Below are 21,975 nucleotides of genomic sequence, written 5' to 3'. Positions count from 1 at the left end.
CCCGTCCCCCATTTCCGCTATGCGGCGTTCGAGCCGGTCCGCGACGGCTGTGAACCGGTCGCCAAGGCGCTTAAGGGCAATGGCTGCACGGATCGCATACTCCGCTCTCCATCGGAGGCAGTGGATGCGTAGGCGCAGGTATCCTGTGCGCATAATTCATCCCATTCGTTGCTTAGGGCGCGATAGACGGCGGCTTTGTGCTCTGCCTGTCTGGCTGCGCGCTCCAGGTTGCTTCGGTACGCCTGCTCCAGCCGCAGATAAACATAGGCAGGAATGCGCTCCCATTCGCCGTAGAACAGGCTTTTTGCCTGGCGTTCAGTCAGCTTAAGGGTGCGTGCTAGGCGGAATATTGTCTCTTTGACGCCGAGGCCTTGGCCGAACGTCTCAGAGATGGTTCGGGCCATAGACTGGGCATTATGCGTCACGCTCTCAGGCGAGTGCATCATGGGTTTTTCCAATCTGGCGGAATTCTTTTCCAATATTTTGGACACGGCTGGCTCCATTCTTCGTCATGTCACTGAGCGAAGAAGGAAAAGCAGCGATGGAGGACATGCCGCCCGGAACACCACAACTGGAACAAGACATTGACGAGCCCGTGCTGGCTCGCGGCCTGATCCTGCAGGCGCGGATATGGGCAACCTTGCACCGTGGCATGTGCCAGGAGGTGCGGGACCACATCGCGCTTCGCGTTGCTGAGGAGTTAGGGGCTCTCATCGGGTGAGGTCAGCCGAACACGCCGATAAGCGGGCGAGGGATGCGATTACCGAAGATGGCACGTCCCGCTTCAACCGGATCGGCACCCGATTGAATGTCGCGGTCTAGCTTCGACAGCACGCTGAAAGAAGCTAACCCGCCAATCCATGTGGATGCCGCCTTCTTGGCCTGCACCTTGGCATGTTTGCGCAGAGCATCCCGAACAGCCTTTTCCTGATGGGCTTTTCGGATCTCAGCTTCAGTTTTCGCCGTCCTGGTCCGAATGGTCTTCACGCCACGCACTTTCATCGCGTCACGGACCGACCATTCTGAGCAGCCGTATTTCAGGCCGATCTTGCTGAAAGAGAGACCTTCACGGCGCATCTTGAGGACATTTTCGGTCTCTACATCCCAGTTAATGCCTACGCGCTTGCCATGCACGGCCATCACTTCATCCCCCGAAATGGGGCCATGAAGGCCGGGATCACGCAGAGGGTGACGAGCATGGTCATGCCCGCGCCGATCGTGATGAAAGCGCCGATTGTCTGGAGGTCAGGCATGGTTCAACGCTCCCGCCAAGGAGGTGAGCGTGGATTTCGCGAGGTCAGTGAGGGTGATTGTCCAGTCCTTGCGGCGCTTGGCCTTGGAAATTTTCAGGTAACCAAGAGACGCAAGACGCAGAAGAGTGCCGACGATACCAGATGAAGAACGCCCTGATGCTGTCACGGCTTCTTCAATTGAAGTGCTCGACTGGATCGCAACAAGGAATGACAGATCCTCCTGTCGGATCGTCTGTCCATCGCTGTGATAACGGAGACTAACGCCGTTGCGATTTGCCCATGCTTTCGCATCAGAAAACGAAGCGAAATTCTCAATAGAGGTCTGAATGCCGAACGGCGTCACCGTACCAAGTTGCAGCAACCCGGAGGCAGTGGCGCAGATTACTTCCTTTGCCATCTTACTTCGCTTTCACTTGAAGGATTTTCTTGCCGGATACCGTCACCGTTCGGTGCTGGACGTTGGCGCGAGCCATCACCTGACTTTCAGTGATTTTCGCTCCCGGAGCCGGGACCAAGCGGTTCTCGTTTGGGGAGTAGACCGCAATGGTGGTCCAGTTTTTGGGGACGTTCATGACGCCTCCCGAGCAAGCCGGATCACACCGAGGGCGGCTTTTTGCGCCTCAGACTTGAGTTGGAAGCCATCGCCCATGCGGCTGCTTGGGTTTGCGGAAGGGACGACCCACCAGAGGCCTTCAGCCTTCACAAGCGAGAGGCCAGCGCGGGCGATACGAGCCTTTGGCGGCATACGAATTTCAGCCACGACCGCGTTAGACATGCGCCACCTCCTTCGTGGGGCGCTTGGCGCGGGTGGGGAGTGGTGGAAGGCAGGCCTTCAGCAGTTCATCAAGAGAGATACCTGTGACATCTGCGATTGCAGGAACCCGGCTTGCCGGGATGCTTCCCTTGCGCTTCCACGATTGAACAGTGGAGGGCGAAAGTCCGAGCTTACGAGCGAGTGGGCGTGTGCCCCCATGCTCCTCGATGATGACGAGTGCTTTGGTATCGAGATCAGAAATAATCCGTTGGCGGCTAGTGAGCACGCGCTTAGCTTCGCGCTCTTTTTTCAAAAGAGAAGCAGGTTCGATGATTAGCATTTCAGGTGAGTACTCAAACCACTCTGAGTGCTGCTTTAGGTGAGCAAAGAAGCGATGAACTGCCGCCTCTTCTTGGGAGCCGCCTGGCCATTCTTTCAACAAGAGAACCGGCACTGGAGATATTGCCTGCATCTGCGATATGCGGCGCTGAACGTCTCCGGAGTGGCCGATCTTTACGAGGCCACTTCCTTGCGGACGGACGATATAAACGGCCATTACGCTTCCGCCCTTTCTGGTAGAAAGTCCTCAAATGTGACTTTCCCATTGGTGAACTCCACAATGCGACGGATCACCGGGAGTGCTGGAGTGCGTTCCTGTGTCAGATACCGATATACGGTCCTGATGCGGTGGGGCCCGGTCACGCCGATTGCATCAGCGAGATCCGAGACGGTGACGCCTTCTTGGCGCCTGTATTCGTCCAGGGTCATGGCCACGACGTTATGGCCGTAATGGCCAATTAGTCAATCATAAACGGCCATCATGGCCATATATTTTTTGCTCTAAGTATGGCCAGATTGGACACATGACCGACGAGACACCTGAGAGCCGCGTTCAAGAGATCCGCGTAAAGCGCGAAATGCGTGCAGCCGATGTGGCGCGACGCGCAAACATGGATCCCTCTACTTACAATAAAATTGATAAGGGAAAGCGAGGCGTCTCCCCGCAATTCGCCAAGGCTCTTGCTTCAGCCTTGGGGGTGGAGCGCGTAGAACTCCTGAAAGAGATCGGCTCCCCCATAGAGTTTGATGAACTGATAGAAGTAACAGAGTCTCCCCGGACAGCAGGCGATGCTCTGACCGTCCCAGAAATCGACGTGAGCCCGCAGGCAGGAATGGGAGCTGTGGTCTCCGATATTGTTGAGCACCAGCAGCCTGTAGACCACTGGAGTTTCCCACGTGCGTTGGTGAGCGCGTTTATTTCCGACCCCTCCAAGCTGACTATCATCCGCGTGGCTGGCGATAGCATGGAGCCGGATTACTGCGCGGGAGACCGCATCCTGGTCGATACAGGCCACACAACACCGTCACCCGCAGGCGTCTATGTGCTTTGGGATGGCCTTGGAGTTGTTTTGAAGCGCGTAGAAGTAGTGATGGGATCAGAGCCTAAGCTCATCCGGATCATGAGTATTAACCCGGCGTACCCAGCCTATGAATTGCCGCTGGATGATGTGCGGATCAACGGCCGCGTCGTTGGGAAGTGGACTTGGAAGTGAGGGTGGGATGAGACCCGTCAGAGAAGCTAACCGTAGATCTATAGCAAAGAGATGGTGCTCTCGTGGACTCTTTGCCGCCAATATCCTACTCTTTGGCGCAATCTTCATATTTTTCTCTTTTCACCGAGCGTCGTTTGACGGTGAGTGGAACGGCGCTACTGTTTCTACGATGGCTCTTACCGCTGCGACCATATCTATGGCCGCAGTAACACTAATGGTCGGCATCATAGCTATATGGGGCTACGCTACCCTCCGCGAGCAAGCGGAGAATATTGCTAGGGAAACGGCTCAAGATGCCGTAAACGAAATGCGACGCCAGATATCGCTGACTGCCTTGGGGGTGCCTGAGGGGCGCCAGTCTCAAGAAGCAGAGACACTAGGATACGGGGAGGAATGAATATGTTGCCAAAAATCAATGTAGAGCTTGGCCTCACTCCCTTCGATATCGTTGATAAGTTCAAAAATGGAGCGCCAGTAGATCTGGTTGGTATGGCTCGGGCCTTAGATATCGACGTGGACCAAAACGCCTCATTTACTGACCCCAAGACATCCGGCTCTATCAAGAAGATGCGTGATGGCACCTACCGTATCTCAGTAAATGGTAGCCATTCCGACAATAGAAAACGGTTTACAATCGCTCACGAGATAGCGCATTTCCTTCTCCATAAAGACATCATTGATCGCAAAGGATTGGTTGATGATGCAATGTACAGGAGTGGCGCATCTCGCGAAGAGGAGTATCAGGCAAACCGAATGGCAGCAGAGTTACTAATGCCTAAAAGTTTGATCTTATCGTTTTGGAACGCTCACCTGCGCCAATCCAATGTGTTAGCGAAGGTTTTTGGCGCATCAGAAGAGGCCGTCAATATACGCTTGAAGCAATTAGGGCTGGCGGACTGAATTTCCGGCATACTTTTTACTCATATGTACCCGGCTCCGGCCGGGTTTCTTTTTGTTTCAAACTCGCCATGATCTTGCACAAGAAACCCTGCGTTATGATGCTCAGGAGGTTCTTATGAACAAGATTGCAAAGATCGGCACGGCCATTGGCTTGGCTCTCGCACTCTCCGCATGTTGGGGCCCCGGCCCAGACGGTATGGGTGGCCCGGGAGGAGGTGGCGGTGGCCCAGGTGGAGGCAACCAAGGCGGCCCAGGTGGTGGCTATAGCCAAGGAGGCCCTGGTGGTGGCGGAGATATGGGTGGCATGGGCGGTGGTGGCCCAGGCGGCGGAATGTAAGATCGGGACCCAGCTTCGGCTGGGTTTTCTTTTCTCAGGGGGAACTGCCGCCGCATGCAGACTTTAAATGGTCTCACCGCAGAAATTGAGAGGAGGGGACCATGCACGGCGTTTCTGATTTGATCTTTGACCTGCTGGAAAGTCATGCGAGCGAGTTGCCCAATCCGCCCCCTCCAATGCCGCCACCTATGCCCCCGGCGCCCAATCCTCCCACCTTGCCTGATGAGCCACCTCCGATGGAGGAACCGCCGGAGCTCATGAATTAAAAGCAAATCTAGATTTATATTTGTTGCGATTTTGATATGATCTCTCATCTAAGGCTCGCATCCAGCGGGCTGTGGGGGTTTGAATGGGCAAGATCATCAAAATCAGCGCAGGCATTGGTCTGGCACTCACCATAGCTGCATGCAGTACTCCAAGCGACACAGGCAAGGCAGGGGCCGAGCCAGTTGGGCAGCCCCAGGCCTTTTACGGGCGCTACCACGACAAATGACCTACACGAAACCCGGTGAATGCCGGGTTTCTTTTTGTGCGAGAGAACCGATAAGATTACGTGGCCATAAAAAAGATGGCCGTAATGGCCAAATAGATATTGACGAAGTGGCCACATTGGCCATAGATTAATCCCACGCCAAAACGGCGACGGGAGATCAACAATGGCAAACCTGCCGGACAATTTCTCACAGACCAATCATGGAGCAGCGCTCCCTGTGAATGACTTTGGGCAGCCAGTTGTTCAGACATGCGATGCCAATATTTTCCAGAGATTGTTCCCCAGTCATCAGCTTACGAAGCGTACCGTATGGGAATCTCGTCACTTTGCATTAGCAGAAGCCCAAGTAGGGCTTGAGATTTACCGCCGCAATCAAGACGGGTCATTAGTGCGGGGCCTAGTTGCGCGCCATTCGGATGATGATTGGAAAGCCGTGCAATGGTGCAAAGATTGGATGCTCGCCCATGATGAAGCAGTAATTCCTTTCGAAGGATCAAACTAATGCCCATGGTCCTCGACCGCCCAAAGGGCAAGCTGGTCACGATGGACTTCAACACGGCCATGGGGCGGATTCAGTCAGTAACTGAGATCCTTTTACGCTGCAGAGACGCCATGCGAGAGATGGGCGCTAGCGAAATCTCCGAGAAACGCAGTTTGGCAAAAGGCGAACTTGAGCAGCTCATAGATGAACTGACCTACTTCGAAGAATAACCAAGTAAAACACAGGAAATTCGAACAATGCGTGAAGCAGTGAACGGGAGGGGTGCGTCTATGTCATTCGTTCCTCATCCAGATATGGTCCGCAAGATCCGGCAACTGCACCGGATGGCGGACTACCTCCGCAATCAGCGCAATATCGCTCCGACGCAGGGGCTGCGTGATCTGTACGAGACGCAGCTCATCGGCAAGTTGGACGAGATTGCTGCGCTAGAAAACGTGCCGGCCATCGCCCGCCTTCGGAAGCTGGTAGAGGCCGTGAAGCCAGGTCTGTTCTTCGTCATGGCTGAGCTGGATGACGCGAAACTCAGCACTGGCGCGCCGTCGCTCGCCATTCGGAAGGTTTGAGGACATGAACGCAGTAGCAAAAACAAGCCAGCAGATGGGTACGGTCACTGAACGTGATCTAATGGATACGCTCAAGAACAGCCTATATCCGGGCGCGTCTGATGCAGCCGTACACATGGTGATCGGATACTGTCGCGCGGCCGGCCTCGACGTGATGAAGAAGCCGGTTCATATCGTGCCGGTCTGGTCCAAGGCAGCGGGCGGCATGATTGATACGGTCATGCCAGGTATCGCACTCTACCGCATTGAGGCGGCGCGCACTGGCCAGTACCTCGGTAAGAGTGAGCCTGAATTCGGCCCAATCCGCACGATGAAGTTGGGCGGTCGAGACGTCCGCTTTCCCGAATGGTGCAAGGTCACAGTTAAGCGCCTCGTTGCTGGCCATGTCTGCGAATTTCCGGCCATGGAGTTTTGGCTGGAGAACTATGCGACAGCCAAGAGAGACACGGATGCTCCTAACGCTATGTGGGCAAAGCGATCTTTCGGTCAGCTTGCAAAATGCGCAGAAGCGCAGGCACTCCGCATGGCGTTCCCTGAGCTAACAGGCGGCACGAACACTAACGACGAGATGGAAGGCAAGACATTTGCCGAGCCTGTGGACGTGACGCCACAGCCGTCTCAAACGCGCCAACTCCCACGTAAAGAACGGCCGGTCGATCACATCCAGTGGTTCAAGAGTCGCCTTGCAAATTGCCCGGATACACGAGGCGTTGAAGCGCTCCAGGCAAATTGGGCCAAGACGCAAGACAAGGCCATGGAGGTAGGGCGCCCGATCCCGGATGACACCATAGAAGCCGTGCAAGACTTGATCGCAGATCGCTACGGCGAGTTAGTCCAGCAGGAACAGCAGCAGGCTGCCGAGAACGCGAATGTCGATCTTGAGGAGATGCCAGCATGACCCGCGACCTCGATCAAGACATGCGCCCGGCCATCTGGGTGCAGCACATGGCGGAGACGCTGCGGGAAGCCGCGAACGAGTGGAAGCACACGCCGTGGGGCCGAGACCTCACGAGCGATGTTGCGCAGATTGAGCACCTGGACGGGCGGTTTGTTGGGGGTGAGGCGTGATGTCGGAAGCGAAGTTTGCGCCTGGTCCGTGGGCTTGGTTTGGAACTGCTGGAGGATGCCCAGAGATCTATCTTGCGACTAACCATTCAGGGCGTCGGTATGTGATGGGATTTCAGCGATGGGGATTGAATGGGGCGCAGCCTTCCTTCCAGCCCGAAGGCCGGGGGATGGTGAAGGCAAAAGACCTTCTGCAATTCGAAGTCGGCGATCAGTCGATTGTTGGCTTGGATGCGGCTCAAAAAGATACGTCTGTCTATCGGTTTCAAATCCGCGGGATTGCAGCTCCCGATGCCCATCTAATCGCCGCCGCACCGGAGCTTTACGAGGCTTTGCGCATGGCTGCGAATGATCTGAACACTGCGGCGAGCTTACTCCCAGACATTGCTCCTGCACTCCTTGAAACGGTGAAGCAGGCAAATGCCACCCTTACCAAAGCCCGAGGTGAGGCATGATGCACCTCCCCACCCTAATCGAGGCCCTGGCCCTCGTGATCCTGTTCCACCTGTCGGCCGGTCAGCGGCCGGGGAGTGTTTGAGGTGAGTGAGACGATGACTCGCGTCGAGTTCAAATGCGATCTACTGGAAGCTCTTCAAGAGCAGGGCATGGCCCGCAAAGAAAAGCTCGGAGTTTCTCCTGGCGATAGAGTTGATCGCGTTCTCTACGATTTGGACCGCATGGGATGGGCTATAGTCCGGAAGGGAGAAAATCCATGACGGACCTGACACTAACCCGCCCGCAACGCGACGTCCTGAACCTGCTGCGGGCAGAGCCGGACGTCTGGCACGCACCGACGCAAAAGGGACGGTTCGCGTATCCGTTCCTCGTTCGCCGCGGGCTGGCAGAGTGCAGTCCGGACGGGCTCTATCGCGCCGTTAAGGTGAGGGAGGGCGCCCATGGGTGAGACGCTTGATGAAACGATGACCTTTCAGGATGTTCTTGATCGCCTGAAAGGCCGCATCGGCAAGACGAAGCTCAGAGAGCACCTGAGTCGCGTCCAAGAGTTCCACGGAGGCCCTACGCACCGCCGATGGGGTAGCCGCATTATCTTCTATCCGGCAGATTACAAACGCCTTCTGTTGAGCTTGGAATGCCCCTTAAAGTCTACAAACGCCCCAATTCAGAAACGCTCTATGTCCGTGGAACTGTCAAAGGACAGGGCGTTTATGAAAGCACAGGAACTGCTGACCCGAGGCAGGCAGAAGAATACCGCGCAAAACGCGAAGCAGAACTCTGGCAAGAAGGCATCTATGGCAAACGCGCCGTTGTAACGTTTGCTCATGCTGTGACCGCTTATCTGGAGGCAGAGCCAAGGTCCGATGCGACCAAGGCTTACCTTCTTAGGCTTCTGGATCACTTCGGGACAATCCGCCTTTCGGACATCGGTCAAACATCATTAGATCAGGCTTATCGGCATATCCTTCGGGACGGTGCCGAGGCCAGTTCAGCCACCAAGGTTCGATCGGTCCTCACGCCACTGCGGTCAGTTCTCGAGTTCGCTGCCATCCGCAAATGGTGTGACCGTCCCGCGTTCGATAAGCCGCGCATTCCAACGAACAGAACGATCTATTTACGCCCAGAGCAGGTGACGCGCCTTATCGAGTGCGCAGCGCCCCATCTCAGGCCATTGCTGGTTTTCCTATTCGGAACCGGAGCCAGAATGTCTGAGGCACTGGAACTGGACTGGTCGAGTGTTGATCTGCGCGGGCAACGGGCAGTGGTGTGGCAGAAGCAGGGCAATGAACGACACATCGATCTCCCGGCAAGGGTGTGTGCAGCTCTGGCGGCATTGCCGAATCGGGATGGTCGTGTGTTTCGTCCCGTCCGTTCTCGCAAGTCGCGAAGCGGGCAGGGGAAGGAGGTCGGGAGCGCCTACTTTGAAAATGGCCGCACGAGTGGTGGACAGATTAAGTCAGGCTGGTCAGTCGCATGCCACAAGGCTGGGCTGCCTGGAAAGATGCGGATATGGGTGCCGAAAGGGAAGCAGACAGAACGGCACTTCTTCGTTCCAGACGTCACGCCTCACGATGCTCGTCACACGTGGGCAAGCTGGCAATACTGCATCCACAAGGATCTTATGAGACTGAAAGCAGACGGCGGCTGGGGGAACATTACGACAGTGACTCGGTACGCCAAGGTGATGCCAGATGCCTACCGCGATGAAGTCATAGTGAGTGGCTGGGGATAAGTGGCTAAATGTGCAGAATTGGTGCAGTCGCCATTGGACTGCGCTAGACCTGTTGTTAAACCGCCATTTTCTGTGATTTCTCAACTACCTTGACATGGTAGGGGTCACAGGTTCAATCCCTGTTGCGCCCACCACCCGATCCGGTCAGAATTTTTCCTGAAATCTGCAACTTAAAGAATGCTTGAACCAGCATCTTTTCCAAGCGGCCCTATAGCCCCTTAACAAGCAAAAATAATCATACCTCGCGCTTGGCTCGCTTACAGGCTTCTGAACAATATCTGACCTGATCCCAGTCCTTGGCCCATTTCCGACGCCAGGAAAACGGCCGAACGCAAACAGGGCAAATCTTTTCAGGCAGATGAGCTTTAGCCGGCTTTCGGTGAATTTTTCCCTTACGGCGCACAGTTTGCTTCAGCTCTTCAAAATGCCAACTCGCAAAGAATACAAAAAAGCCGCCCAAACAGGCGGCTTTTTCTACAGGCAAGAATACCCGGACGTCATGCAACCTTGAGAGCGACCGCAGACTTCTTGCCGTTACGGCCAGCTTCGACCTCGAAGGAAACCTCCTGACCTTCGTTCAGAGTCCGCAGACCTGCACGCTCAACTTCAGAAATGTGAACAAACACATCCTGAGCGCCACCTTCTGGCTGAATGAAACCAAAACCCTTGGTCGGGTTGAACCACTTTACGGTGCCTGTTGTCATAACGAGGCTCCTTATTAGAAAGGCGGTCGCGCGCAAAACACGCACGCAATCATAACTTTTAAGGGAAAAATTGATGCAGCGCGCATCCATGATCCGGATAAAAGCATCCGCCAATGACGATATATATTTAAGCGAGATAAAAATGCAAGAAAAGCATAAAATATACTGAAAATAATGTTGTCATTATAAAACGAGAAAGAACCCAAATATTTGAAACGCAATATTTTTATCATTCAATTCGCATACGAATTTTTAGCAAAATAATTTTCATCCGCTTGAATTTTCTTTGAAAAATAAAAAAGCCGGACCACCTCCACGGCAGACCGGCTTTTACAGAACTCAAAACAACTTACTCGCCGTCGTTGAATTCGTCTTCTTCACCGTCATCATAAAGAACTTCTTCGACAGTGATAGAAAGAGTGTCATTCTCGCTCAGAAGATCAGCAACCGCGTTGGCTTCATCTTCTTCTTCATAGAGCTCGGCATCACCTGGATCCGAAACCCACTTTTCCGCAGGATTCCAGAACTCATCGTCCCCATTCTCCAGCTCGCGGCGGATCAGGTAACCTGCGACTTCGTCACCAGCAATATCTTCATCGGCCATGATAATGGTCCTCCTTAGCGAGAGGAGAGGCTCTTTCATGTGTGGTGTCAATTCCTTTGAAAGCAGAGAATCTAGCCGTACCGCCTCATGAAAGATGAAACATTTTCGACAACGGCGCGGAAAGGCGCTTTTTCCATCTTTTCATAAACCACTCTGATCAGACTGATAAATTTTTCCCCTTGGAACGGGATTTTTCTACCGCTCACAGTTCAAATAGGGTATATTTGGTCCAGATTAATGGAAGGCAGTTTAATGGTCGACAAAATCTCCAGCCTCTCTCTTCAAGACAGAATTGATGAATCGATCAAAGGCGGAATGCTGGAAGCCTGCGCCAGACATTCGGATATGTTTCTGAAGCCTCGATCGCCCACAGCGTCAAATGTGCTTCTCTGGACAGTCAGCACGTATGCAGCCCACACGCGACTAGACCTTCATAAAACCCTGAAGACATGCCAACTAACAAGAGATCCAAATTGAAGGCCACAACCCGACCGAGAGAACTCTCTCATCGTCAGTAGTAAATGGGGTGATGAGCCATAATTTACTCGCATCACCCCGATGCCTGCCCTAATGTTGGAATATGACAGACCAAACCGATCTTGATGATGACGATGTCGCACTAGATGCCACAGAGGAAGGAGAGAATCTCCTCTCCAGCCTCGTGCTGCCCGTCTGTATCCTGATTGGCCTGTCTATCGTCGGGATTATTATTGGTATCAGCTTCATATAAGGTGCGTTCACACCAATTCTTTTAGTTTTAGAAAAAAGACTCAATTGCTTCAGGCTTGGTCGCATCCAGCCAGCCTTGAAGCATATAGGCAGCAGCCATCTTATCCACGACTTCAGCGCGTCGACCCCGAGTCATATCTGCATCCTGAATCAGGAAACGATTCACCGCACTCGAAGACAACCGCTCATCCCATAAACACGCAGGCACGCCCAAACGTTCGGAAAGAGCCGTTGTCCAATCCGATGCCGCGCGCGCTGCAGGGCCAAAAGATCCATCAAGTGACAATGGCAATCCGACAACAATCGCCCCAACATCCTGACACTTGACGATCTCTGCAAGCTCCTTCGCATTTTCCCCAAGTTTGCGCCGTTTCAGGCCAATCAGAGGGGAGGCGAGCATGAGGGAAACATCTGTCACTGCGACACCGATCGTCTTCGATCCTGGGTCTATCCCAAGGATGCGCTGATCAGTTTGAAGGACATTACGGAGGGCATGTGGATTGAACAGGGACATATCCCGGCGTTATGATCCGTCTGACGGCTGAAAAGCTACCATAATTTCCTCTTTTTCAGGAATGTTCATGTCGCTCGACGCGAAAACGGTCACGCGCATCGCCAGATTGGCGAGAATTGGTCTCGAACCGGGAGAGGTTGACGCTCTCGGCAAGGAGATGGGATCCATCATCGACTGGGTGGAACAGCTTAACGAAGTGGATGTCACGGATGTGCCGCCCATGATCGGCACGGGCCTAGCCAAGCCGCGCCTGCGAGAAGACCGCGTCACGGACGGTAATCGCCGTGATGACGTGCTCTCCAACGCTCCGGACCGTGAAGGTCCGTTCTACACGGTTCCGAAGGTGGTCGAATAATGTCCAGCATGCATGATTTTACGCTGGCTTCTGCCCGGGACGCCCTCAAGGCCCGTAAGATTTCCGCCGTTGAACTGACGAACGCTCATCTTAATGCCATTGAGCGTCTGGACGGCCGCCTCAACAGCTTCATCACTCGCACGCCTGATCAGGCCCGTGCAGCCGCCAAGGCTGCCGATGAGGCTCTGGCGAAAGGTGAGGGCGGAGCGCTAACGGGCATCCCGCTCGGCATCAAGGATCTGTTCTGCACGAATGGCGTCCGCACCACTGCTGCCAGCAAGATCCTGGGCAATTTTGTCCCCCCCTACGAAAGCACGGTCACGTCCAACCTGCTTCGTGACGGTGCAGTCTTTCTGGGCAAGCTGAACCTTGACGAATTCGCCATGGGCTCCGCGAACCTGACTTCCGCTTTCGGTCCGGTTGAAAACCCGTGGAAGCGCAATGGCTCTGATGCCAAGCTGGTTCCTGGTGGCTCTTCTGGTGGCTCTGCCGCAGCTGTGGCTGCGGGTCTGGTCCTGGGCGCAACAGGCACGGACACAGGCGGATCGATCCGTCAGCCGGCCGCCTTCACAGGCATTGCTGGTATCAAGCCGACCTATGGCCGCTGCTCCCGCTTCGGCACGATCGCTTTCGCAAGCTCGCTGGATCAGGCTGGCCCGATGGCTCGCAACCTTCAGGATTGCGCGATTCTTCTGAAATCCATGGCAGGTTTCGATGAGCGGGATTCCACAAGCGTCGATACACCCGTTCCAAATTACGAAGCGGCCCTGACACGCGGCGTCAAAGGCCTGCGCGTTGGAATTCCCAAGGAGTATCATGCTCCGGGAATGCCTGCGGAAATCGAGGCACTCTGGCAGCAGGGCATCAACTGGCTGAAGGCGGCTGGCGCTGAAATCGTCGATATTTCCTTGCCGCACACAAAGTACGGTCTCCCGACCTATTACATCGCTGCACTGGCAGAGGCTTCGTCCAATCTGGCACGGTATGATGGCGTTCGGTTCGGTGAACGCGTCAATGGCTCCTCGCTGGATGCACTTTACGAAGCCACGCGCGCCGCAGGGTTTGGCGAGGAAGTGAAGCGCCGTATCCTCATCGGCACGCATGTTCTGTCGTCTGGCTACTACGATGCCTACTATCTGCGCGCTCAGAAGGTTCGTACGCTGATCCAGCGGGACTTCCTGAACGCCTACGAAAATGTAGACGTGATCCTGACGCCGACTGCGCCCTCCGGTGCCTTCGCGCAGGACGAGAAGCCGACCGATCCGGTGCAGATGTATCTCAACGACGTCTTTACTGTCCCGGCAAGCATGGCAGGCGTTCCGGCTCTGTCCGTCCCAGCTGGTCTCGATGCACAGGGCGTGCCGCTTGGACTTCAGCTCATCGGAAAGTTCTTCGACGAAGAAACACTGATCGCCGCTGGCCACGTCATTGAGCAGGCTGCGTCCTTCACCCACAGACCCGCCATCCATGCAGGAGTGTCGGCATGAGCTATCGTATCACCGGCAACACCGGCGAATGGGAAATCGTCGTCGGGCTGGAAGTTCATGCCCAGGTCATCAGCAACGCCAAGCTGTTTTCCGGCGCATCCGCCTCTTATGGCGGCGAGCCGAACACACATGTCAGCCTGATTGATGCAGGCTTTCCGGGCATGCTGCCTGTTCTGAACCGGGAATGTGTCGCGCAGGCTGTTCGTACGGGTCTTGGTCTGAATGCACAGATCAATCTGTTCAGCCGCTTTGATCGCAAGAACTATTTCTATGCCGATCTTCCAACCGGCTACCAGATCAGCCAGTTCGCTCATCCGATTGTGGGTGAGGGCAAGGTGCTGGTCGATCTGGCAGACGGAAGCACCCGTGAAATCGGCGTCACGCGCCTTCATCTGGAGCAGGACGCAGGCAAGTCCGTTCACGATCAGGACCCGACACGCTCTTTCATCGACCTGAATCGCGCAGGCGTGGCGCTGATGGAAATCGTCAGTGAGCCGGACATCCGTTCGCCGGAAGAAGCTGGCGCCTATCTGCGCAAACTGCGCCAGATTCTGCGCTATATTGGCACCTGCGACGGCAACATGGAAGAAGGCTCCATGCGTGCAGACGTAAACGTCTCCGTGCGAAAGCCGGGTGAGGAGGGATATCGGACCCGCTGCGAGATCAAGAACGTCAACTCGATCCGCTACGTCATGCAGTCCATCGAAGTCGAAGCACAGCGCCAGATCGAAATCTGGGAAGCTGGTGGCGAAGTCGATCAGGAAACACGCCTGTTCGATCACGTCCGCAGCGAAACACGTTCGCTGCGTTCCAAGGAAGACGCGCACGACTACCGCTACTTCCCGGACCCGGATCTTCTGCCGCTCGTCATCGAACAGTCCTGGGTTGATGAGCTGAAAGCCGCCCTCCCGGAACTGCCAGAAGCCAAGCGCGAACGTCTAGAGCAGGACTACGGTGTCAGCCGTTATGAAGCCAGCGTCCTGACCGCAGAGCAGGCCGTCGCCGACTTCTACGAGACCGTTGCGAAGGGGGCAGATGCCCGTCTGGCCACGAACTGGATGCTCGGAGATTTCTTCGCAGCCCTAAACCGGACTGGTCGGTCCATTGAGGACAGTCCAGTCAGCGCAGAAGGCCTGCGCGAACTTCTGGCTCTAATCTCGGACTCCACGATCAATGGAAAGATCGCCAAGGAAGTCCTTGAAGATATGGTAGAAACCGGCGAATCGGCTTCTGCAATCGTTGAACGCAAAGGGTTGCGTCAGGTTACGGATACCGGAGCGATCGAAACGTCCATCCGCGAAATCCTCGCGGCGAATGCTGACAAGGTTGCGGAATACAAATCCGGCAAGGACAAACTGTTTGGCTTCTTCGTGGGCCAGACAATGAAGGCCATGAAAGGAAAAGGTAACCCGGCTCTGGTCAACGAAATGCTGAAAAAGCTTCTTTCAGAATAAGACGTAAAAAAAGTGTCTTAGGGGGTTTGACGACAACGCCGTTCCCCCCTAAGAACGCTCCTGCAAACGCGATGTAAAAATCGCGTTTCAGAGCGGAGGGGTGGCCGAGAGGCTGAAGGCGGCGGATTGCTAATCCGTTATACGATGTAAGTCGTATCGTGGGTTCGAATCCCATCCCCTCCGCCAATTTTCAAAAATACCAATGAAATCAGTCAGTTATGACCACATGTCGGTAGTAGTCCACTACCATGCTGGTAGCACCCCATCGGTAGTCCTTCCATGACCAAGAAGGCTCTACAAGATGATGATATGCACGGCTTGAGGCGGACAGGTGGCCTCACATGGTCTGCTCGACTGTCTATTCCGCGTGATCGCTGGGCGGATGCCGGGAAGGCTTTCGGGACCGCATCAGGCATCAAGCAGGAAGTGATCCGATCTCTTGGAACCCAAGATGCTAAAGAAGCCATCAGGAGGCGCGACAAGGCCCTTGCAGCGATGCGAGAGGATTTGGACGCCAAGCTGGTGAAGGCTGGCTTCCTGCCTATCCACGGCCATTGGCAGCCCGATTGGATGAATGAAGACCAGCTACTCACTGAGGCGTTAGAAGCCCGGCGAGAGATTGGCTTTGTCTCCGATAGCGATGACTTCTACGACAATCAGACAGGTGCTTCTGATAGCGCTAGAGATCGGGTTATCGAGAGCATGGACAGCCTGCTTGAAGACCGGGCTCAGGAACTAAATCAGGTAGGAAAAGACGGAGATCAATACCGGGTTCACTTCAAAGAGATCGCTCTGGGAAACCAGACACCTTTCTCCCTGCTGCTGGATCGGTGGATGAAGGACAGGGAACGCTATGCGTCTCATTCCGTCATATCGTTAGACCGCGCCACCCTAAATCACTTCTCCCGCTATCTGGCTCATTCTCAGGGCCTTGGAGAGCCTGACGATCTCATAGGCTTCCTGCGTACCCAGATAGTCGAGGAGGTGCCTGAAATGGTCTTGGGCGGCTTCTCTGAATGGCTCATGGATGAGCATGCCTTGAGTGCCAATACCGTAGGAAGCCGCATCTCGCCCCTGAAGGTCATGTGGGATTTTGCTATTCAGAAGCACATCCTCAAAGGCCCGAACCCATGGGTAGGTGCTACCGCCGGGCTGAAGAGGAAGGCAGGGAAGCAGAAGCCTGACGTTCGCCCCTTCACTGAAGGCGAACTCTTAAAGCTCCTTCAGGCAGACCCAGCCAAGTGCAAGAAATGGGCATGGGGTCCGGCTATCAGCGATATGATGCGCCTCGCTCTCTTCACAGGCGCAAGACAGAACGAACTCGCCACTCTCACTGTGGGACGCATCCTCAATCGGGATGGAGCTGAAGGGAAACTCTGGGGCATCCAGGTGACCAATCAGGAAGCCAAGACAAAGAACTCTGTCAGACGCATCCCTCTCCATCCACTCGTTCAGCCTATCATTGCAAGACGCCTCAGAGAGGCTGGAGAGGGGAACACAGACGCTCCGCTCTTCCCGGATTGCGTGCCCGGCGGACCGGGGATGAAACGTGGCTACTATTTCGCCAAGAGGTTTCCTGACTTTCGCCGGTGGGTATTGGGGAGAGAGTCTGACAAGATTGTGGACTTCCACAGCTTCAGACGGAGCTTCATCACCTTCTTTGAGCAGGCCAATGCCAATGGTGCATCAGCTTGCACAGAGATGGTTCGGGATCGCCTGATCGGGCATGAGTCCAAATCACTTGCCGGAAACACCTATGCGGCAAAGGATCTCGGATGGGACCTTTATAGCCGGGCAATTCTGGGCATGGTGGAGAAGGGAATACCTGAAGCTGTGAGAGGCGCTATCTAGTCCCAAGGCATCACTTCGTCAGGGTTCGCTCCATCCAAGGTGATAACCCGGCTCTTGGGGCGTCCAGACGCCTTGGAATACGCCTCACCAAGGGGTCTGGAAGGCGCTTTAGGTTCCTCAAGCGGGTTGGTGCAGCCAGACATAGAAAAGCTCTCCACAGACTCTGAGGAAGCTCCTATGGAGGCGTTCAAGAGACTGGAAGGTGGCTCTTCAAACAGGAGCTTTGTATCAGCCATCAGCTTGCCCTGACAGGTTAGAGAGCCCGTGTCATAGACACACACTATCCGGCCATCACGGGTCCTGATGATTGAACCATAGCCGCTGGGCATCTTCTCAATAGTGGAGACTTCTATCCCCACTTCCCAGAGGCGGTTCTCAGCATCTTCAAGTCTCCATTTCACTTTGGGGGCTTTTGGCTTTGCCATTTATTGGACTTCCACTGGTATTTCTTGCCTAAGCGATTTACACAGGCTTGCTTCACAGCAGTCAAAGCACTCTCTACTTGGGAACGAGGCACGATGAGGCCGTCATGCATTGGCAGGACAATACCCTTTGCGTCTATGATGGCATTCATTGCCTCCCGCATGATGGAAGCTTCCATACCAACTAGATATTGCCCGACTGCCCAGTTCTCCATTGGCTTTCCTGCGCTTTCCATTAGTTCTTCGGGTACAATGGTCTTTAACTTCTTCAGGAAGGGATAACGCTCGAACGCCGGGCCGGTAATCGCTTTAGCAGAGATACTATTCTGAATGGCTAAAGGTGTCTCTTTGGACCATTTTGTAGATGCTCTTCCCACCTGCCAAATCCTGACAAACCAATGTTTGATTGCATCCCGATGAGCTTCTTGCAGTCCCGGAAGAGCATAAGGATCGCCTTCAGGAGCAGGCTGACCTAGAAGAGCCAAAGCGATGGACAGGAACGATGCGGACAGGTCCAACTCTGCTACGGGCTCACCATTAATGGTGATCTGTTTTCGCTCAGCTTTGGTCAGTGTCTGATAATTGTCGGCTCCCTGAGCATATATACGCCCACCAAACTCTCGTCGCCCACTGAAGCTGGCCTGAAAGACAGGTTCCGCACATCCTGTGAATGTACATCCTGCGATGGCCTGTGTCAGAGCCTGCATGAACTCCTGAAGATCCTCGCATCCAACCGGAATATCGATTACCTGCTTGCTTGATGCGTCTACCCGACCGTTCTTTTTGCGTGGGACGGTACTGAAAACCACAAGCTTCTGAGCACTCAGCGGTTCAACAGGTGCTGGCTTTACCAATTTCCAGTCATGCGCTGCGTTTTCAGGAGTGCAGCGATATTGATGAGCCAAGTCCAGCAGCCGCTTAGATGGTCGCAAGCGGGCTGCATAGCCCAGTTTATCACCAAAGATGCCTACATATGCCTTGCCGGGAACATTCTCTAAAAGACCTAATACCATCATGGCTTTGATCTTCGTCCAGAAAGCTCCATGTTTCATGGGGAGTTGGCGAGACGCTTTCCAAAACCACGAACTTGGACTTTGATTAACTGCCGACCAAGTGCCTGTCATGCCTCGCCAAAGAAGCCCGGCGAGTATGATGCCCGTTTCGTTGATACGTCTCTCCTTGCCTTTGTCACGAGCTCCTATGGTCGCTTTGGCCCGCTTTCCAAGATGAGGGCGAATGTCTTCGGCAATCCGGGCTACTAGGGCATGAGCGGCTTCTGTGTTCGGGATGCGGCCAAGAGAGAAAGGTTTTGCCTGTTGCAGTTCCTTTGCCTCATAGGGATGTGAAGGCGGAGAGAACCCGAGGCGAAGCTTAGTCGTGTTTGAAGCTGGTACGGTTTCACACAATGTCCGAAATCTTTCTACTTATACCCTATAGGGTGTCTATATGGGCTTCAGAGGTCATAATGCCAAGGGAAGAAGAAGTGAGTGCGGAAGCACCACCTCAGAGATGCTTGAGAGAAGAAGGAGTGTGCGGGAGCACATCTCACTCAGGATTGCCTACAAGGATCTTGAAAAGCTTCCTTTCTATCGGTGCTTCCGCACACTCCCTCTTCTTCAGGCTATTCTAAAGAACCTGAAAGTATCCGCTCGCTTGGTGAAGAGATCACGCTGGAAAGCCGAAGAGATCAGGCTGCTCTGGGCTAGCCTGTTGGCGGAGAGCATTGCGAACAGTGTTGGGGTCTCTACTCACTATCTTGGCAATCTGGACGATAGTGGACCCTGCGGCTCTCAGTGCTTTGATCCGTCCGATCTCTGACAAAGACAGTCTCTTCCCAAGTCGGGCTCTATCTTTCTTCATCATGTCGCGGACGTTATCGGCCTGAGTGCCCAGCTCTAGGTGATCGGGATTGCAGCACGCTCGGTTATCGCAGGTGTGCATCACCACCATGTCAGAGGGGATTGGCCCGTTGAGGTGTTCCCACATTACTCTATGGGTGTATTGCTGAGACTTGGTGCCATCTGGTCTGTGGCTATATATCTGGGGATAGCCGTTTCCGACTTTCCGATACCCACTGATCCAACACTGTCCCTTCTCAGGCTTTGTCGGATGCAGCGGACCATTTTTGTCCACTCTGGCCAGTAGTCTGTCGATTGTGGCGTCTGGACACTTTGTGGAGGCTAGTTTTCTAGCAGACGCTTTGTCAGCGCCGGGCCCGTGAAAGGGCGAGTTTGAGAAATGAGCGTCAGGGTTCATCGGGTCCTTTCGAGTTATATATGGGAGGATTGTGAGTTCTGGTGGTGCTCGGGCACTTCACCGCTCTGCTGCTTGAGCCTCAAAAGGAACGACCACCCCTGCGCCCTGTCTATGGACGGAGGAAAGCGGGTTCACCGCTGGGCAGTCATTTATTTTGAGGGAGCTTGGAGGGTGACAAGCGAGGCACTCGGGCGATTAAAAAGGACCGTTTTTGTCCTAATAAACGGCTATTGAGTTCTCAGAGACGTGTGTTGAACAAAGAAACTGAGAGCCGCTTTGGATGTATTAATCATAGGGGGTTTACATTTGCCCAAAAACACCGGGAAATCGGCGGTCTTCTGCGGTATCTCAAGAATACCTTTTGAGGCCCAGAGGGGGACTAGGCGTCGGGACGACACCAAGCACCTGAGCGGGTGGGTAAATGCTGGAGAAAACCAATCTCCAGAGAGAGATCTGAAGGTCTCCAAGTGCTGGAAAGTCGATGAGGCATCGACAAGGCGTCTGGACGCCACAAGCGCCCCTCTTTCTCGGTGCTTCCGCACACTCCTCATCCTCAGGGATCTTTTTAGGATCTCTATAGGGCTGGGGGAGGTGTGTTCACCTATTAGGTACGCTTAGAGCAGAAAACACCCTATTCGTGGCGAAAAACTGCCATTTTTTGAGAAACCTAAACTATCTTCTATGGGACCCTAAAGTTGCCCTGTGAAACATTGTGTGAAACAGTGGGATGCCGACCAAGTGCCTCTCCGGGATCTCTCTAGTTTCTCTGGGATCAACAACGCTCGTCTCCATCGAACAGCAAAATCAACCTGAGCTTTACCCCGGATTTTTGAAGGTCGAGCAGGTGCTGAAATGGCTCACGGTGGCCCGTTAGGAGTCCCTAGCTCTGGGAAAGCGCCCCCCAATCGGATTAGGGGACATTTTATGTTCGCTCATTTCTCGTGTCCCAATAGGGCAAGGTCTATCGGAACGATGGGCGTGGAACAGTTATATGTTCCATTAGGGTCCATATTGACGTTCTGGAACGATCCCGCTAAAGGGTCTAGACCTTTTGGAACATATGGACGCCTGACCATGAAGATCGGATATGCCCGCACCAGCACGACTGAGCAGCTTGCAGGTTTGGAAGCCCAGAGCCGTGACCTGACAGATCATGGGTGTGAACGCATCTTCTCAGAGCAGGTGTCCGGTGCATCCACTCACAGGCCCCAGCTAGAAGCCGCTCTGGACCACATGCGGGAAGGTGACGTGTTGGTGGTCACAAAGCCAGACCGTCTTGCACGCTCGACCTCGGACCTTCTGGGCTATGTGGAGAAGGTGAAGGCAAAGGGCTGTGGTCTGGTGATCCTGTCCATGTCCGGCATGACACTCGATACTACCAACCCCACATCCAAGCTGATGCTCACCATGCTTGCAGCGGTCGCAGAGTTCGAGCGGGATCTGATGAAGGAACGGCAGGCTGAAGGCATCGCCAAAGCAAAGGCTGATGGCAAATACCTCGGACGCAAACCCACAGCACGCAATCAGACAGAAGAGGTCAAGGCTCTGGCAGCCTCAGGCATGAGCCCATCAAAGATCGCTGAGAAGCTCGGCATGGGCCGCACAAGTGTCTATCGGTGCCTTGGGAAGCTAAAGGAGCCCCACAAACAGACAAACACCGTGAAAGAAGCATAGGAACAGGAAGCAAAGTCTTTGATTGTTTTGCGTTCCTCACTATCCTCCTGAGATAGTTTGGACTTCGGTTGTCGGTACTACCAACACGGAAGAGGCTCTGTCGGTAGTGGTTTTTGACTAATTTTTGTTGATATTCTGCGATTTTTGATATTCATAGCGGAAAGTCCCATCCCCTCCGCCACTTTCTAATTTACCCTAGAAAATCAAGCGGTTGTTAGCCAGAGTGAGTGTCACTTCACATTAACGCTGCGTCACTGGTCTAGCGTCCCCTTGGTGACAAGCACTGCAAGCGTCTCACGTCGCTCTTGGTGCTATGG

Annotated in this window: 32 protein-coding genes and 2 tRNA genes; 21 read left to right on the top strand and 13 right to left on the bottom strand. The window is 54.3% G+C overall.

The annotated features are described in order from the left end of the window. Positions 1-17: 17 nt before the first annotated feature. A complete protein-coding gene (locus AC3B6F_RS08680; protein WP_489824046.1) occupies positions 18-446 on the bottom strand; it encodes a hypothetical protein in 429 nt (142 codons plus the stop codon). A 65-nt stretch (positions 447-511) separates the two neighbouring features. Between AC3B6F_RS08680 and AC3B6F_RS08675 the strand changes: the two genes are divergently transcribed. Then, entirely contained in the window at positions 512-721 is a 210-nt protein-coding gene (locus AC3B6F_RS08675) for a hypothetical protein (protein WP_489824045.1), read from the top strand. 2 nt (positions 722-723) lie between these two features. On the opposite strand, the gene AC3B6F_RS08670 is transcribed toward AC3B6F_RS08675, so the two are convergent. The 5 genes from AC3B6F_RS08670 to AC3B6F_RS08650 form a co-directional block, all read right to left on the bottom strand. After that, a complete protein-coding gene (locus AC3B6F_RS08670; RefSeq protein WP_489824044.1) occupies positions 724-1,143 on the bottom strand; it encodes a hypothetical protein in 420 nt (139 codons plus the stop codon). A 102-nt stretch (positions 1,144-1,245) separates the two neighbouring features. Next, the gene (locus tag AC3B6F_RS08665) at positions 1,246-1,650 is read right to left on the bottom strand and encodes a hypothetical protein (protein ID WP_489824043.1); all 405 of its coding nucleotides are present in this window, start codon (positions 1,648-1,650) and stop codon (positions 1,246-1,248) included. A gap of 1 nt (position 1,651) precedes the next feature. Next, the gene (locus AC3B6F_RS08660; RefSeq protein ID WP_489824042.1) at positions 1,652-1,825 is read right to left on the bottom strand and encodes a hypothetical protein; all 174 of its coding nucleotides are present in this window, start codon (positions 1,823-1,825) and stop codon (positions 1,652-1,654) included. Next, a complete protein-coding gene (locus AC3B6F_RS08655; RefSeq protein WP_489824041.1) occupies positions 1,822-2,028 on the bottom strand; it encodes a hypothetical protein in 207 nt (68 codons plus the stop codon). Before AC3B6F_RS08655 ends, AC3B6F_RS08660 begins: the two co-directional genes overlap by 4 nt. Further along, positions 2,021-2,563, bottom strand: a complete 543-nt coding sequence (locus AC3B6F_RS08650; protein ID WP_489824040.1) for a carph-isopro domain-containing protein — start codon at positions 2,561-2,563, stop codon at positions 2,021-2,023. The genes AC3B6F_RS08655 and AC3B6F_RS08650 overlap by 8 nt, the downstream gene beginning before the upstream one ends. A gap of 307 nt (positions 2,564-2,870) precedes the next feature. Here AC3B6F_RS08650 and AC3B6F_RS08645 point away from each other — a divergent pair, with 307 nt between their 5' ends. The 13 genes from AC3B6F_RS08645 (at position 2,871) to AC3B6F_RS08585 (ending at position 9,742) form a co-directional block, all read left to right on the top strand. After that, a complete protein-coding gene (locus tag AC3B6F_RS08645) occupies positions 2,871-3,560 on the top strand; it encodes a LexA family transcriptional regulator (protein ID WP_244902285.1) in 690 nt (229 codons plus the stop codon). 393 nt (positions 3,561-3,953) lie between these two features. Continuing rightward, positions 3,954-4,460: an ImmA/IrrE family metallo-endopeptidase gene (locus AC3B6F_RS08640; RefSeq protein WP_489824039.1), complete on the top strand. Its 507-nt coding sequence runs from the start codon at positions 3,954-3,956 to the stop codon at positions 4,458-4,460. Positions 4,461-4,575: 115 nt separating this feature from the next. Beyond that, positions 4,576-4,797: a hypothetical protein gene (locus AC3B6F_RS08635; protein WP_489824038.1), complete on the top strand. Its 222-nt coding sequence runs from the start codon at positions 4,576-4,578 to the stop codon at positions 4,795-4,797. 349 nt (positions 4,798-5,146) lie between these two features. Further along, positions 5,147-5,290 (top strand): hypothetical protein, encoded by a 144-nt coding sequence (locus tag AC3B6F_RS08630; RefSeq protein WP_489824037.1) that lies wholly within the window; start codon positions 5,147-5,149, stop codon positions 5,288-5,290. Between the two features lie 163 nt (positions 5,291-5,453). Next, positions 5,454-5,792, top strand: a complete 339-nt coding sequence (locus AC3B6F_RS08625) for a hypothetical protein (RefSeq protein ID WP_489824036.1) — start codon at positions 5,454-5,456, stop codon at positions 5,790-5,792. 5 nt (positions 5,793-5,797) lie between these two features. After that, a complete protein-coding gene (locus AC3B6F_RS08620) occupies positions 5,798-6,001 on the top strand; it encodes a hypothetical protein (RefSeq protein ID WP_489824035.1) in 204 nt (67 codons plus the stop codon). Between the two features lie 60 nt (positions 6,002-6,061). Continuing rightward, positions 6,062-6,355 carry a hypothetical protein gene (locus AC3B6F_RS08615; RefSeq protein WP_489824034.1) on the top strand — a complete coding sequence of 98 codons (294 nt, stop codon included), beginning with the start codon at positions 6,062-6,064 and terminating at the stop codon, positions 6,353-6,355. A gap of 4 nt (positions 6,356-6,359) precedes the next feature. Next, positions 6,360-7,253, top strand: coding sequence for a phage recombination protein Bet (gene bet / locus AC3B6F_RS08610; RefSeq protein ID WP_489824033.1), 894 nt, complete (start codon positions 6,360-6,362; stop codon positions 7,251-7,253). Then, the gene (locus tag AC3B6F_RS08605; protein ID WP_489824032.1) at positions 7,250-7,423 is read left to right on the top strand and encodes a hypothetical protein; all 174 of its coding nucleotides are present in this window, start codon (positions 7,250-7,252) and stop codon (positions 7,421-7,423) included. Before bet ends, AC3B6F_RS08605 begins: the two co-directional genes overlap by 4 nt. Beyond that, positions 7,423-7,875: an XkdD/Y8K6 family phage-associated protein gene (locus AC3B6F_RS08600; RefSeq protein ID WP_426066629.1), complete on the top strand. Its 453-nt coding sequence runs from the start codon at positions 7,423-7,425 to the stop codon at positions 7,873-7,875. The genes AC3B6F_RS08605 and AC3B6F_RS08600 overlap by 1 nt, the downstream gene beginning before the upstream one ends. Before the next feature lie 227 nt (positions 7,876-8,102). After that, the gene (locus tag AC3B6F_RS08595; RefSeq protein ID WP_489824031.1) at positions 8,103-8,324 is read left to right on the top strand and encodes a hypothetical protein; all 222 of its coding nucleotides are present in this window, start codon (positions 8,103-8,105) and stop codon (positions 8,322-8,324) included. Positions 8,325-8,510: 186 nt separating this feature from the next. Then, on the top strand, positions 8,511-9,608 hold the full coding sequence (locus AC3B6F_RS08590) for a tyrosine-type recombinase/integrase (RefSeq protein WP_489824030.1): 1,098 nt from the start codon (positions 8,511-8,513) through the stop codon (positions 9,606-9,608). Continuing rightward, positions 9,602-9,742, top strand: a tRNA-Leu gene (locus AC3B6F_RS08585). The genes AC3B6F_RS08590 and AC3B6F_RS08585 overlap by 7 nt, the downstream gene beginning before the upstream one ends. A 101-nt stretch (positions 9,743-9,843) precedes the next feature. Here AC3B6F_RS08585 and AC3B6F_RS08580 read toward each other — a convergent pair. The 3 genes from AC3B6F_RS08580 to AC3B6F_RS08570 all read right to left on the bottom strand — a co-directional run bounded on the left by AC3B6F_RS08580 (position 9,844) and on the right by AC3B6F_RS08570 (position 10,916). Beyond that, positions 9,844-10,011: a DUF2256 domain-containing protein gene (locus AC3B6F_RS08580; protein WP_023942388.1), complete on the bottom strand. Its 168-nt coding sequence runs from the start codon at positions 10,009-10,011 to the stop codon at positions 9,844-9,846. Between the two features lie 94 nt (positions 10,012-10,105). Continuing rightward, positions 10,106-10,312 carry a cold-shock protein gene (locus tag AC3B6F_RS08575; RefSeq protein ID WP_010501677.1) on the bottom strand — a complete coding sequence of 69 codons (207 nt, stop codon included), beginning with the start codon at positions 10,310-10,312 and terminating at the stop codon, positions 10,106-10,108. Positions 10,313-10,661: 349 nt separating this feature from the next. Next, complete coding sequence (locus tag AC3B6F_RS08570) at positions 10,662-10,916, bottom strand: hypothetical protein (RefSeq protein WP_010501675.1); 255 nt, start codon at positions 10,914-10,916, stop codon at positions 10,662-10,664. Between the two features lie 580 nt (positions 10,917-11,496). On the opposite strand from AC3B6F_RS08570, the gene AC3B6F_RS08565 reads away from it, so the two are divergent. After that, entirely contained in the window at positions 11,497-11,646 is a 150-nt protein-coding gene (locus tag AC3B6F_RS08565; protein WP_489824029.1) for a hypothetical protein, read from the top strand. A 27-nt stretch (positions 11,647-11,673) separates the two neighbouring features. On the opposite strand, the gene ruvX is transcribed toward AC3B6F_RS08565, so the two are convergent. Beyond that, entirely contained in the window at positions 11,674-12,159 is a 486-nt protein-coding gene (gene ruvX / locus AC3B6F_RS08560; RefSeq protein ID WP_489824028.1) for a Holliday junction resolvase RuvX, read from the bottom strand. Between the two features lie 67 nt (positions 12,160-12,226). On the opposite strand from ruvX, the gene gatC reads away from it, so the two are divergent. The 5 genes from gatC (at position 12,227) to AC3B6F_RS08535 (ending at position 17,306) form a co-directional block, all read left to right on the top strand. Beyond that, the gene (gene gatC / locus AC3B6F_RS08555; protein WP_023942393.1) at positions 12,227-12,514 is read left to right on the top strand and encodes an Asp-tRNA(Asn)/Glu-tRNA(Gln) amidotransferase subunit GatC; all 288 of its coding nucleotides are present in this window, start codon (positions 12,227-12,229) and stop codon (positions 12,512-12,514) included. Continuing rightward, positions 12,514-14,001 (top strand): Asp-tRNA(Asn)/Glu-tRNA(Gln) amidotransferase subunit GatA, encoded by a 1,488-nt coding sequence (gene gatA / locus AC3B6F_RS08550; RefSeq protein ID WP_489824027.1) that lies wholly within the window; start codon positions 12,514-12,516, stop codon positions 13,999-14,001. Before gatC ends, gatA begins: the two co-directional genes overlap by 1 nt. Further along, on the top strand, positions 13,998-15,455 hold the full coding sequence (gene gatB, locus AC3B6F_RS08545) for an Asp-tRNA(Asn)/Glu-tRNA(Gln) amidotransferase subunit GatB (RefSeq protein WP_099182683.1): 1,458 nt from the start codon (positions 13,998-14,000) through the stop codon (positions 15,453-15,455). The genes gatA and gatB overlap by 4 nt, the downstream gene beginning before the upstream one ends. 94 nt (positions 15,456-15,549) lie before the next feature. Next, positions 15,550-15,641: transfer RNA gene (locus AC3B6F_RS08540), tRNA-Ser, on the top strand. Positions 15,642-15,734: 93 nt separating this feature from the next. Next, a complete protein-coding gene (locus AC3B6F_RS08535) occupies positions 15,735-17,306 on the top strand; it encodes a hypothetical protein (RefSeq protein WP_489824026.1) in 1,572 nt (523 codons plus the stop codon). Here AC3B6F_RS08535 and AC3B6F_RS08530 read toward each other — a convergent pair. The 3 genes from AC3B6F_RS08530 to AC3B6F_RS08520 form a co-directional block, all read right to left on the bottom strand. Then, the gene (locus AC3B6F_RS08530; RefSeq protein ID WP_489824025.1) at positions 17,303-17,731 is read right to left on the bottom strand and encodes a hypothetical protein; all 429 of its coding nucleotides are present in this window, start codon (positions 17,729-17,731) and stop codon (positions 17,303-17,305) included. The genes AC3B6F_RS08535 and AC3B6F_RS08530 overlap by 4 nt on opposite strands. After that, complete coding sequence (locus AC3B6F_RS08525) at positions 17,704-19,134, bottom strand: hypothetical protein (RefSeq protein WP_489824024.1); 1,431 nt, start codon at positions 19,132-19,134, stop codon at positions 17,704-17,706. The genes AC3B6F_RS08530 and AC3B6F_RS08525 overlap by 28 nt, the downstream gene beginning before the upstream one ends. A gap of 259 nt (positions 19,135-19,393) precedes the next feature. Further along, a complete protein-coding gene (locus tag AC3B6F_RS08520; protein WP_489824023.1) occupies positions 19,394-19,984 on the bottom strand; it encodes an HNH endonuclease in 591 nt (196 codons plus the stop codon). Positions 19,985-21,058: 1,074 nt separating this feature from the next. On the opposite strand from AC3B6F_RS08520, the gene AC3B6F_RS08515 reads away from it, so the two are divergent. Beyond that, positions 21,059-21,658, top strand: coding sequence for a recombinase family protein (locus AC3B6F_RS08515; RefSeq protein ID WP_489824022.1), 600 nt, complete (start codon positions 21,059-21,061; stop codon positions 21,656-21,658). The last annotated feature ends 317 nt before the right edge of the window (positions 21,659-21,975 follow it).

This window comes from Gluconobacter sp. ESL1110 (assembly GCF_058107395.1).
Note: the sequence above shows the minus strand (reverse complement) of the source record. Positions and strands in the feature narration are given on the sequence as shown.

What these genes read in the sequence shown, in the direction of transcription:
- AC3B6F_RS08650 (WP_489824040.1), bottom strand. Translation starts at nt 2,563, where the DNA reads ATGGCCGTTTATATCGTCCGTCCGCAAGGAAGTGGCCTCGTAAAGATC.
- AC3B6F_RS08570 (WP_010501675.1), bottom strand. Translation starts at nt 10,916, where the DNA reads ATGGCCGATGAAGATATTGCTGGTGACGAAGTCGCAGGTTACCTGATC.
- bet (WP_489824033.1), top strand. Translation starts at nt 6,360, where the DNA reads ATGAACGCAGTAGCAAAAACAAGCCAGCAGATGGGTACGGTCACTGAA.
- AC3B6F_RS08660 (WP_489824042.1), bottom strand. Translation starts at nt 1,825, where the DNA reads ATGAACGTCCCCAAAAACTGGACCACCATTGCGGTCTACTCCCCAAAC.
- AC3B6F_RS08590 (WP_489824030.1), top strand. Translation starts at nt 8,511, where the DNA reads ATGCCCCTTAAAGTCTACAAACGCCCCAATTCAGAAACGCTCTATGTC.
- AC3B6F_RS08625 (WP_489824036.1), top strand. Translation starts at nt 5,454, where the DNA reads ATGGCAAACCTGCCGGACAATTTCTCACAGACCAATCATGGAGCAGCG.
- ruvX (WP_489824028.1), bottom strand. Translation starts at nt 12,159, where the DNA reads ATGTCCCTGTTCAATCCACATGCCCTCCGTAATGTCCTTCAAACTGAT.
- AC3B6F_RS08665 (WP_489824043.1), bottom strand. Translation starts at nt 1,650, where the DNA reads ATGGCAAAGGAAGTAATCTGCGCCACTGCCTCCGGGTTGCTGCAACTT.
- gatC (WP_023942393.1), top strand. Translation starts at nt 12,227, where the DNA reads ATGTCGCTCGACGCGAAAACGGTCACGCGCATCGCCAGATTGGCGAGA.
- AC3B6F_RS08630 (WP_489824037.1), top strand. Translation starts at nt 5,147, where the DNA reads ATGGGCAAGATCATCAAAATCAGCGCAGGCATTGGTCTGGCACTCACC.
- AC3B6F_RS08675 (WP_489824045.1), top strand. Translation starts at nt 512, where the DNA reads ATGTCACTGAGCGAAGAAGGAAAAGCAGCGATGGAGGACATGCCGCCC.
- AC3B6F_RS08530 (WP_489824025.1), bottom strand. Translation starts at nt 17,731, where the DNA reads ATGGCAAAGCCAAAAGCCCCCAAAGTGAAATGGAGACTTGAAGATGCT.
- AC3B6F_RS08595 (WP_489824031.1), top strand. Translation starts at nt 8,103, where the DNA reads ATGGGCTATAGTCCGGAAGGGAGAAAATCCATGACGGACCTGACACTA.
- AC3B6F_RS08565 (WP_489824029.1), top strand. Translation starts at nt 11,497, where the DNA reads ATGACAGACCAAACCGATCTTGATGATGACGATGTCGCACTAGATGCC.
- AC3B6F_RS08605 (WP_489824032.1), top strand. Translation starts at nt 7,250, where the DNA reads ATGACCCGCGACCTCGATCAAGACATGCGCCCGGCCATCTGGGTGCAG.
- AC3B6F_RS08620 (WP_489824035.1), top strand. Translation starts at nt 5,798, where the DNA reads ATGGTCCTCGACCGCCCAAAGGGCAAGCTGGTCACGATGGACTTCAAC.
- AC3B6F_RS08655 (WP_489824041.1), bottom strand. Translation starts at nt 2,028, where the DNA reads ATGTCTAACGCGGTCGTGGCTGAAATTCGTATGCCGCCAAAGGCTCGT.
- AC3B6F_RS08635 (WP_489824038.1), top strand. Translation starts at nt 4,576, where the DNA reads ATGAACAAGATTGCAAAGATCGGCACGGCCATTGGCTTGGCTCTCGCA.
- AC3B6F_RS08615 (WP_489824034.1), top strand. Translation starts at nt 6,062, where the DNA reads ATGTCATTCGTTCCTCATCCAGATATGGTCCGCAAGATCCGGCAACTG.
- gatB (WP_099182683.1), top strand. Translation starts at nt 13,998, where the DNA reads ATGAGCTATCGTATCACCGGCAACACCGGCGAATGGGAAATCGTCGTC.
- AC3B6F_RS08520 (WP_489824023.1), bottom strand. Translation starts at nt 19,984, where the DNA reads ATGAACCCTGACGCTCATTTCTCAAACTCGCCCTTTCACGGGCCCGGC.
- AC3B6F_RS08600 (WP_426066629.1), top strand. Translation starts at nt 7,423, where the DNA reads ATGTCGGAAGCGAAGTTTGCGCCTGGTCCGTGGGCTTGGTTTGGAACT.
- AC3B6F_RS08640 (WP_489824039.1), top strand. Translation starts at nt 3,954, where the DNA reads ATGAATATGTTGCCAAAAATCAATGTAGAGCTTGGCCTCACTCCCTTC.
- gatA (WP_489824027.1), top strand. Translation starts at nt 12,514, where the DNA reads ATGTCCAGCATGCATGATTTTACGCTGGCTTCTGCCCGGGACGCCCTC.
- AC3B6F_RS08680 (WP_489824046.1), bottom strand. Translation starts at nt 446, where the DNA reads ATGATGCACTCGCCTGAGAGCGTGACGCATAATGCCCAGTCTATGGCC.
- AC3B6F_RS08535 (WP_489824026.1), top strand. Translation starts at nt 15,735, where the DNA reads ATGACCAAGAAGGCTCTACAAGATGATGATATGCACGGCTTGAGGCGG.
- AC3B6F_RS08575 (WP_010501677.1), bottom strand. Translation starts at nt 10,312, where the DNA reads ATGACAACAGGCACCGTAAAGTGGTTCAACCCGACCAAGGGTTTTGGT.
- AC3B6F_RS08645 (WP_244902285.1), top strand. Translation starts at nt 2,871, where the DNA reads ATGACCGACGAGACACCTGAGAGCCGCGTTCAAGAGATCCGCGTAAAG.
- AC3B6F_RS08515 (WP_489824022.1), top strand. Translation starts at nt 21,059, where the DNA reads ATGAAGATCGGATATGCCCGCACCAGCACGACTGAGCAGCTTGCAGGT.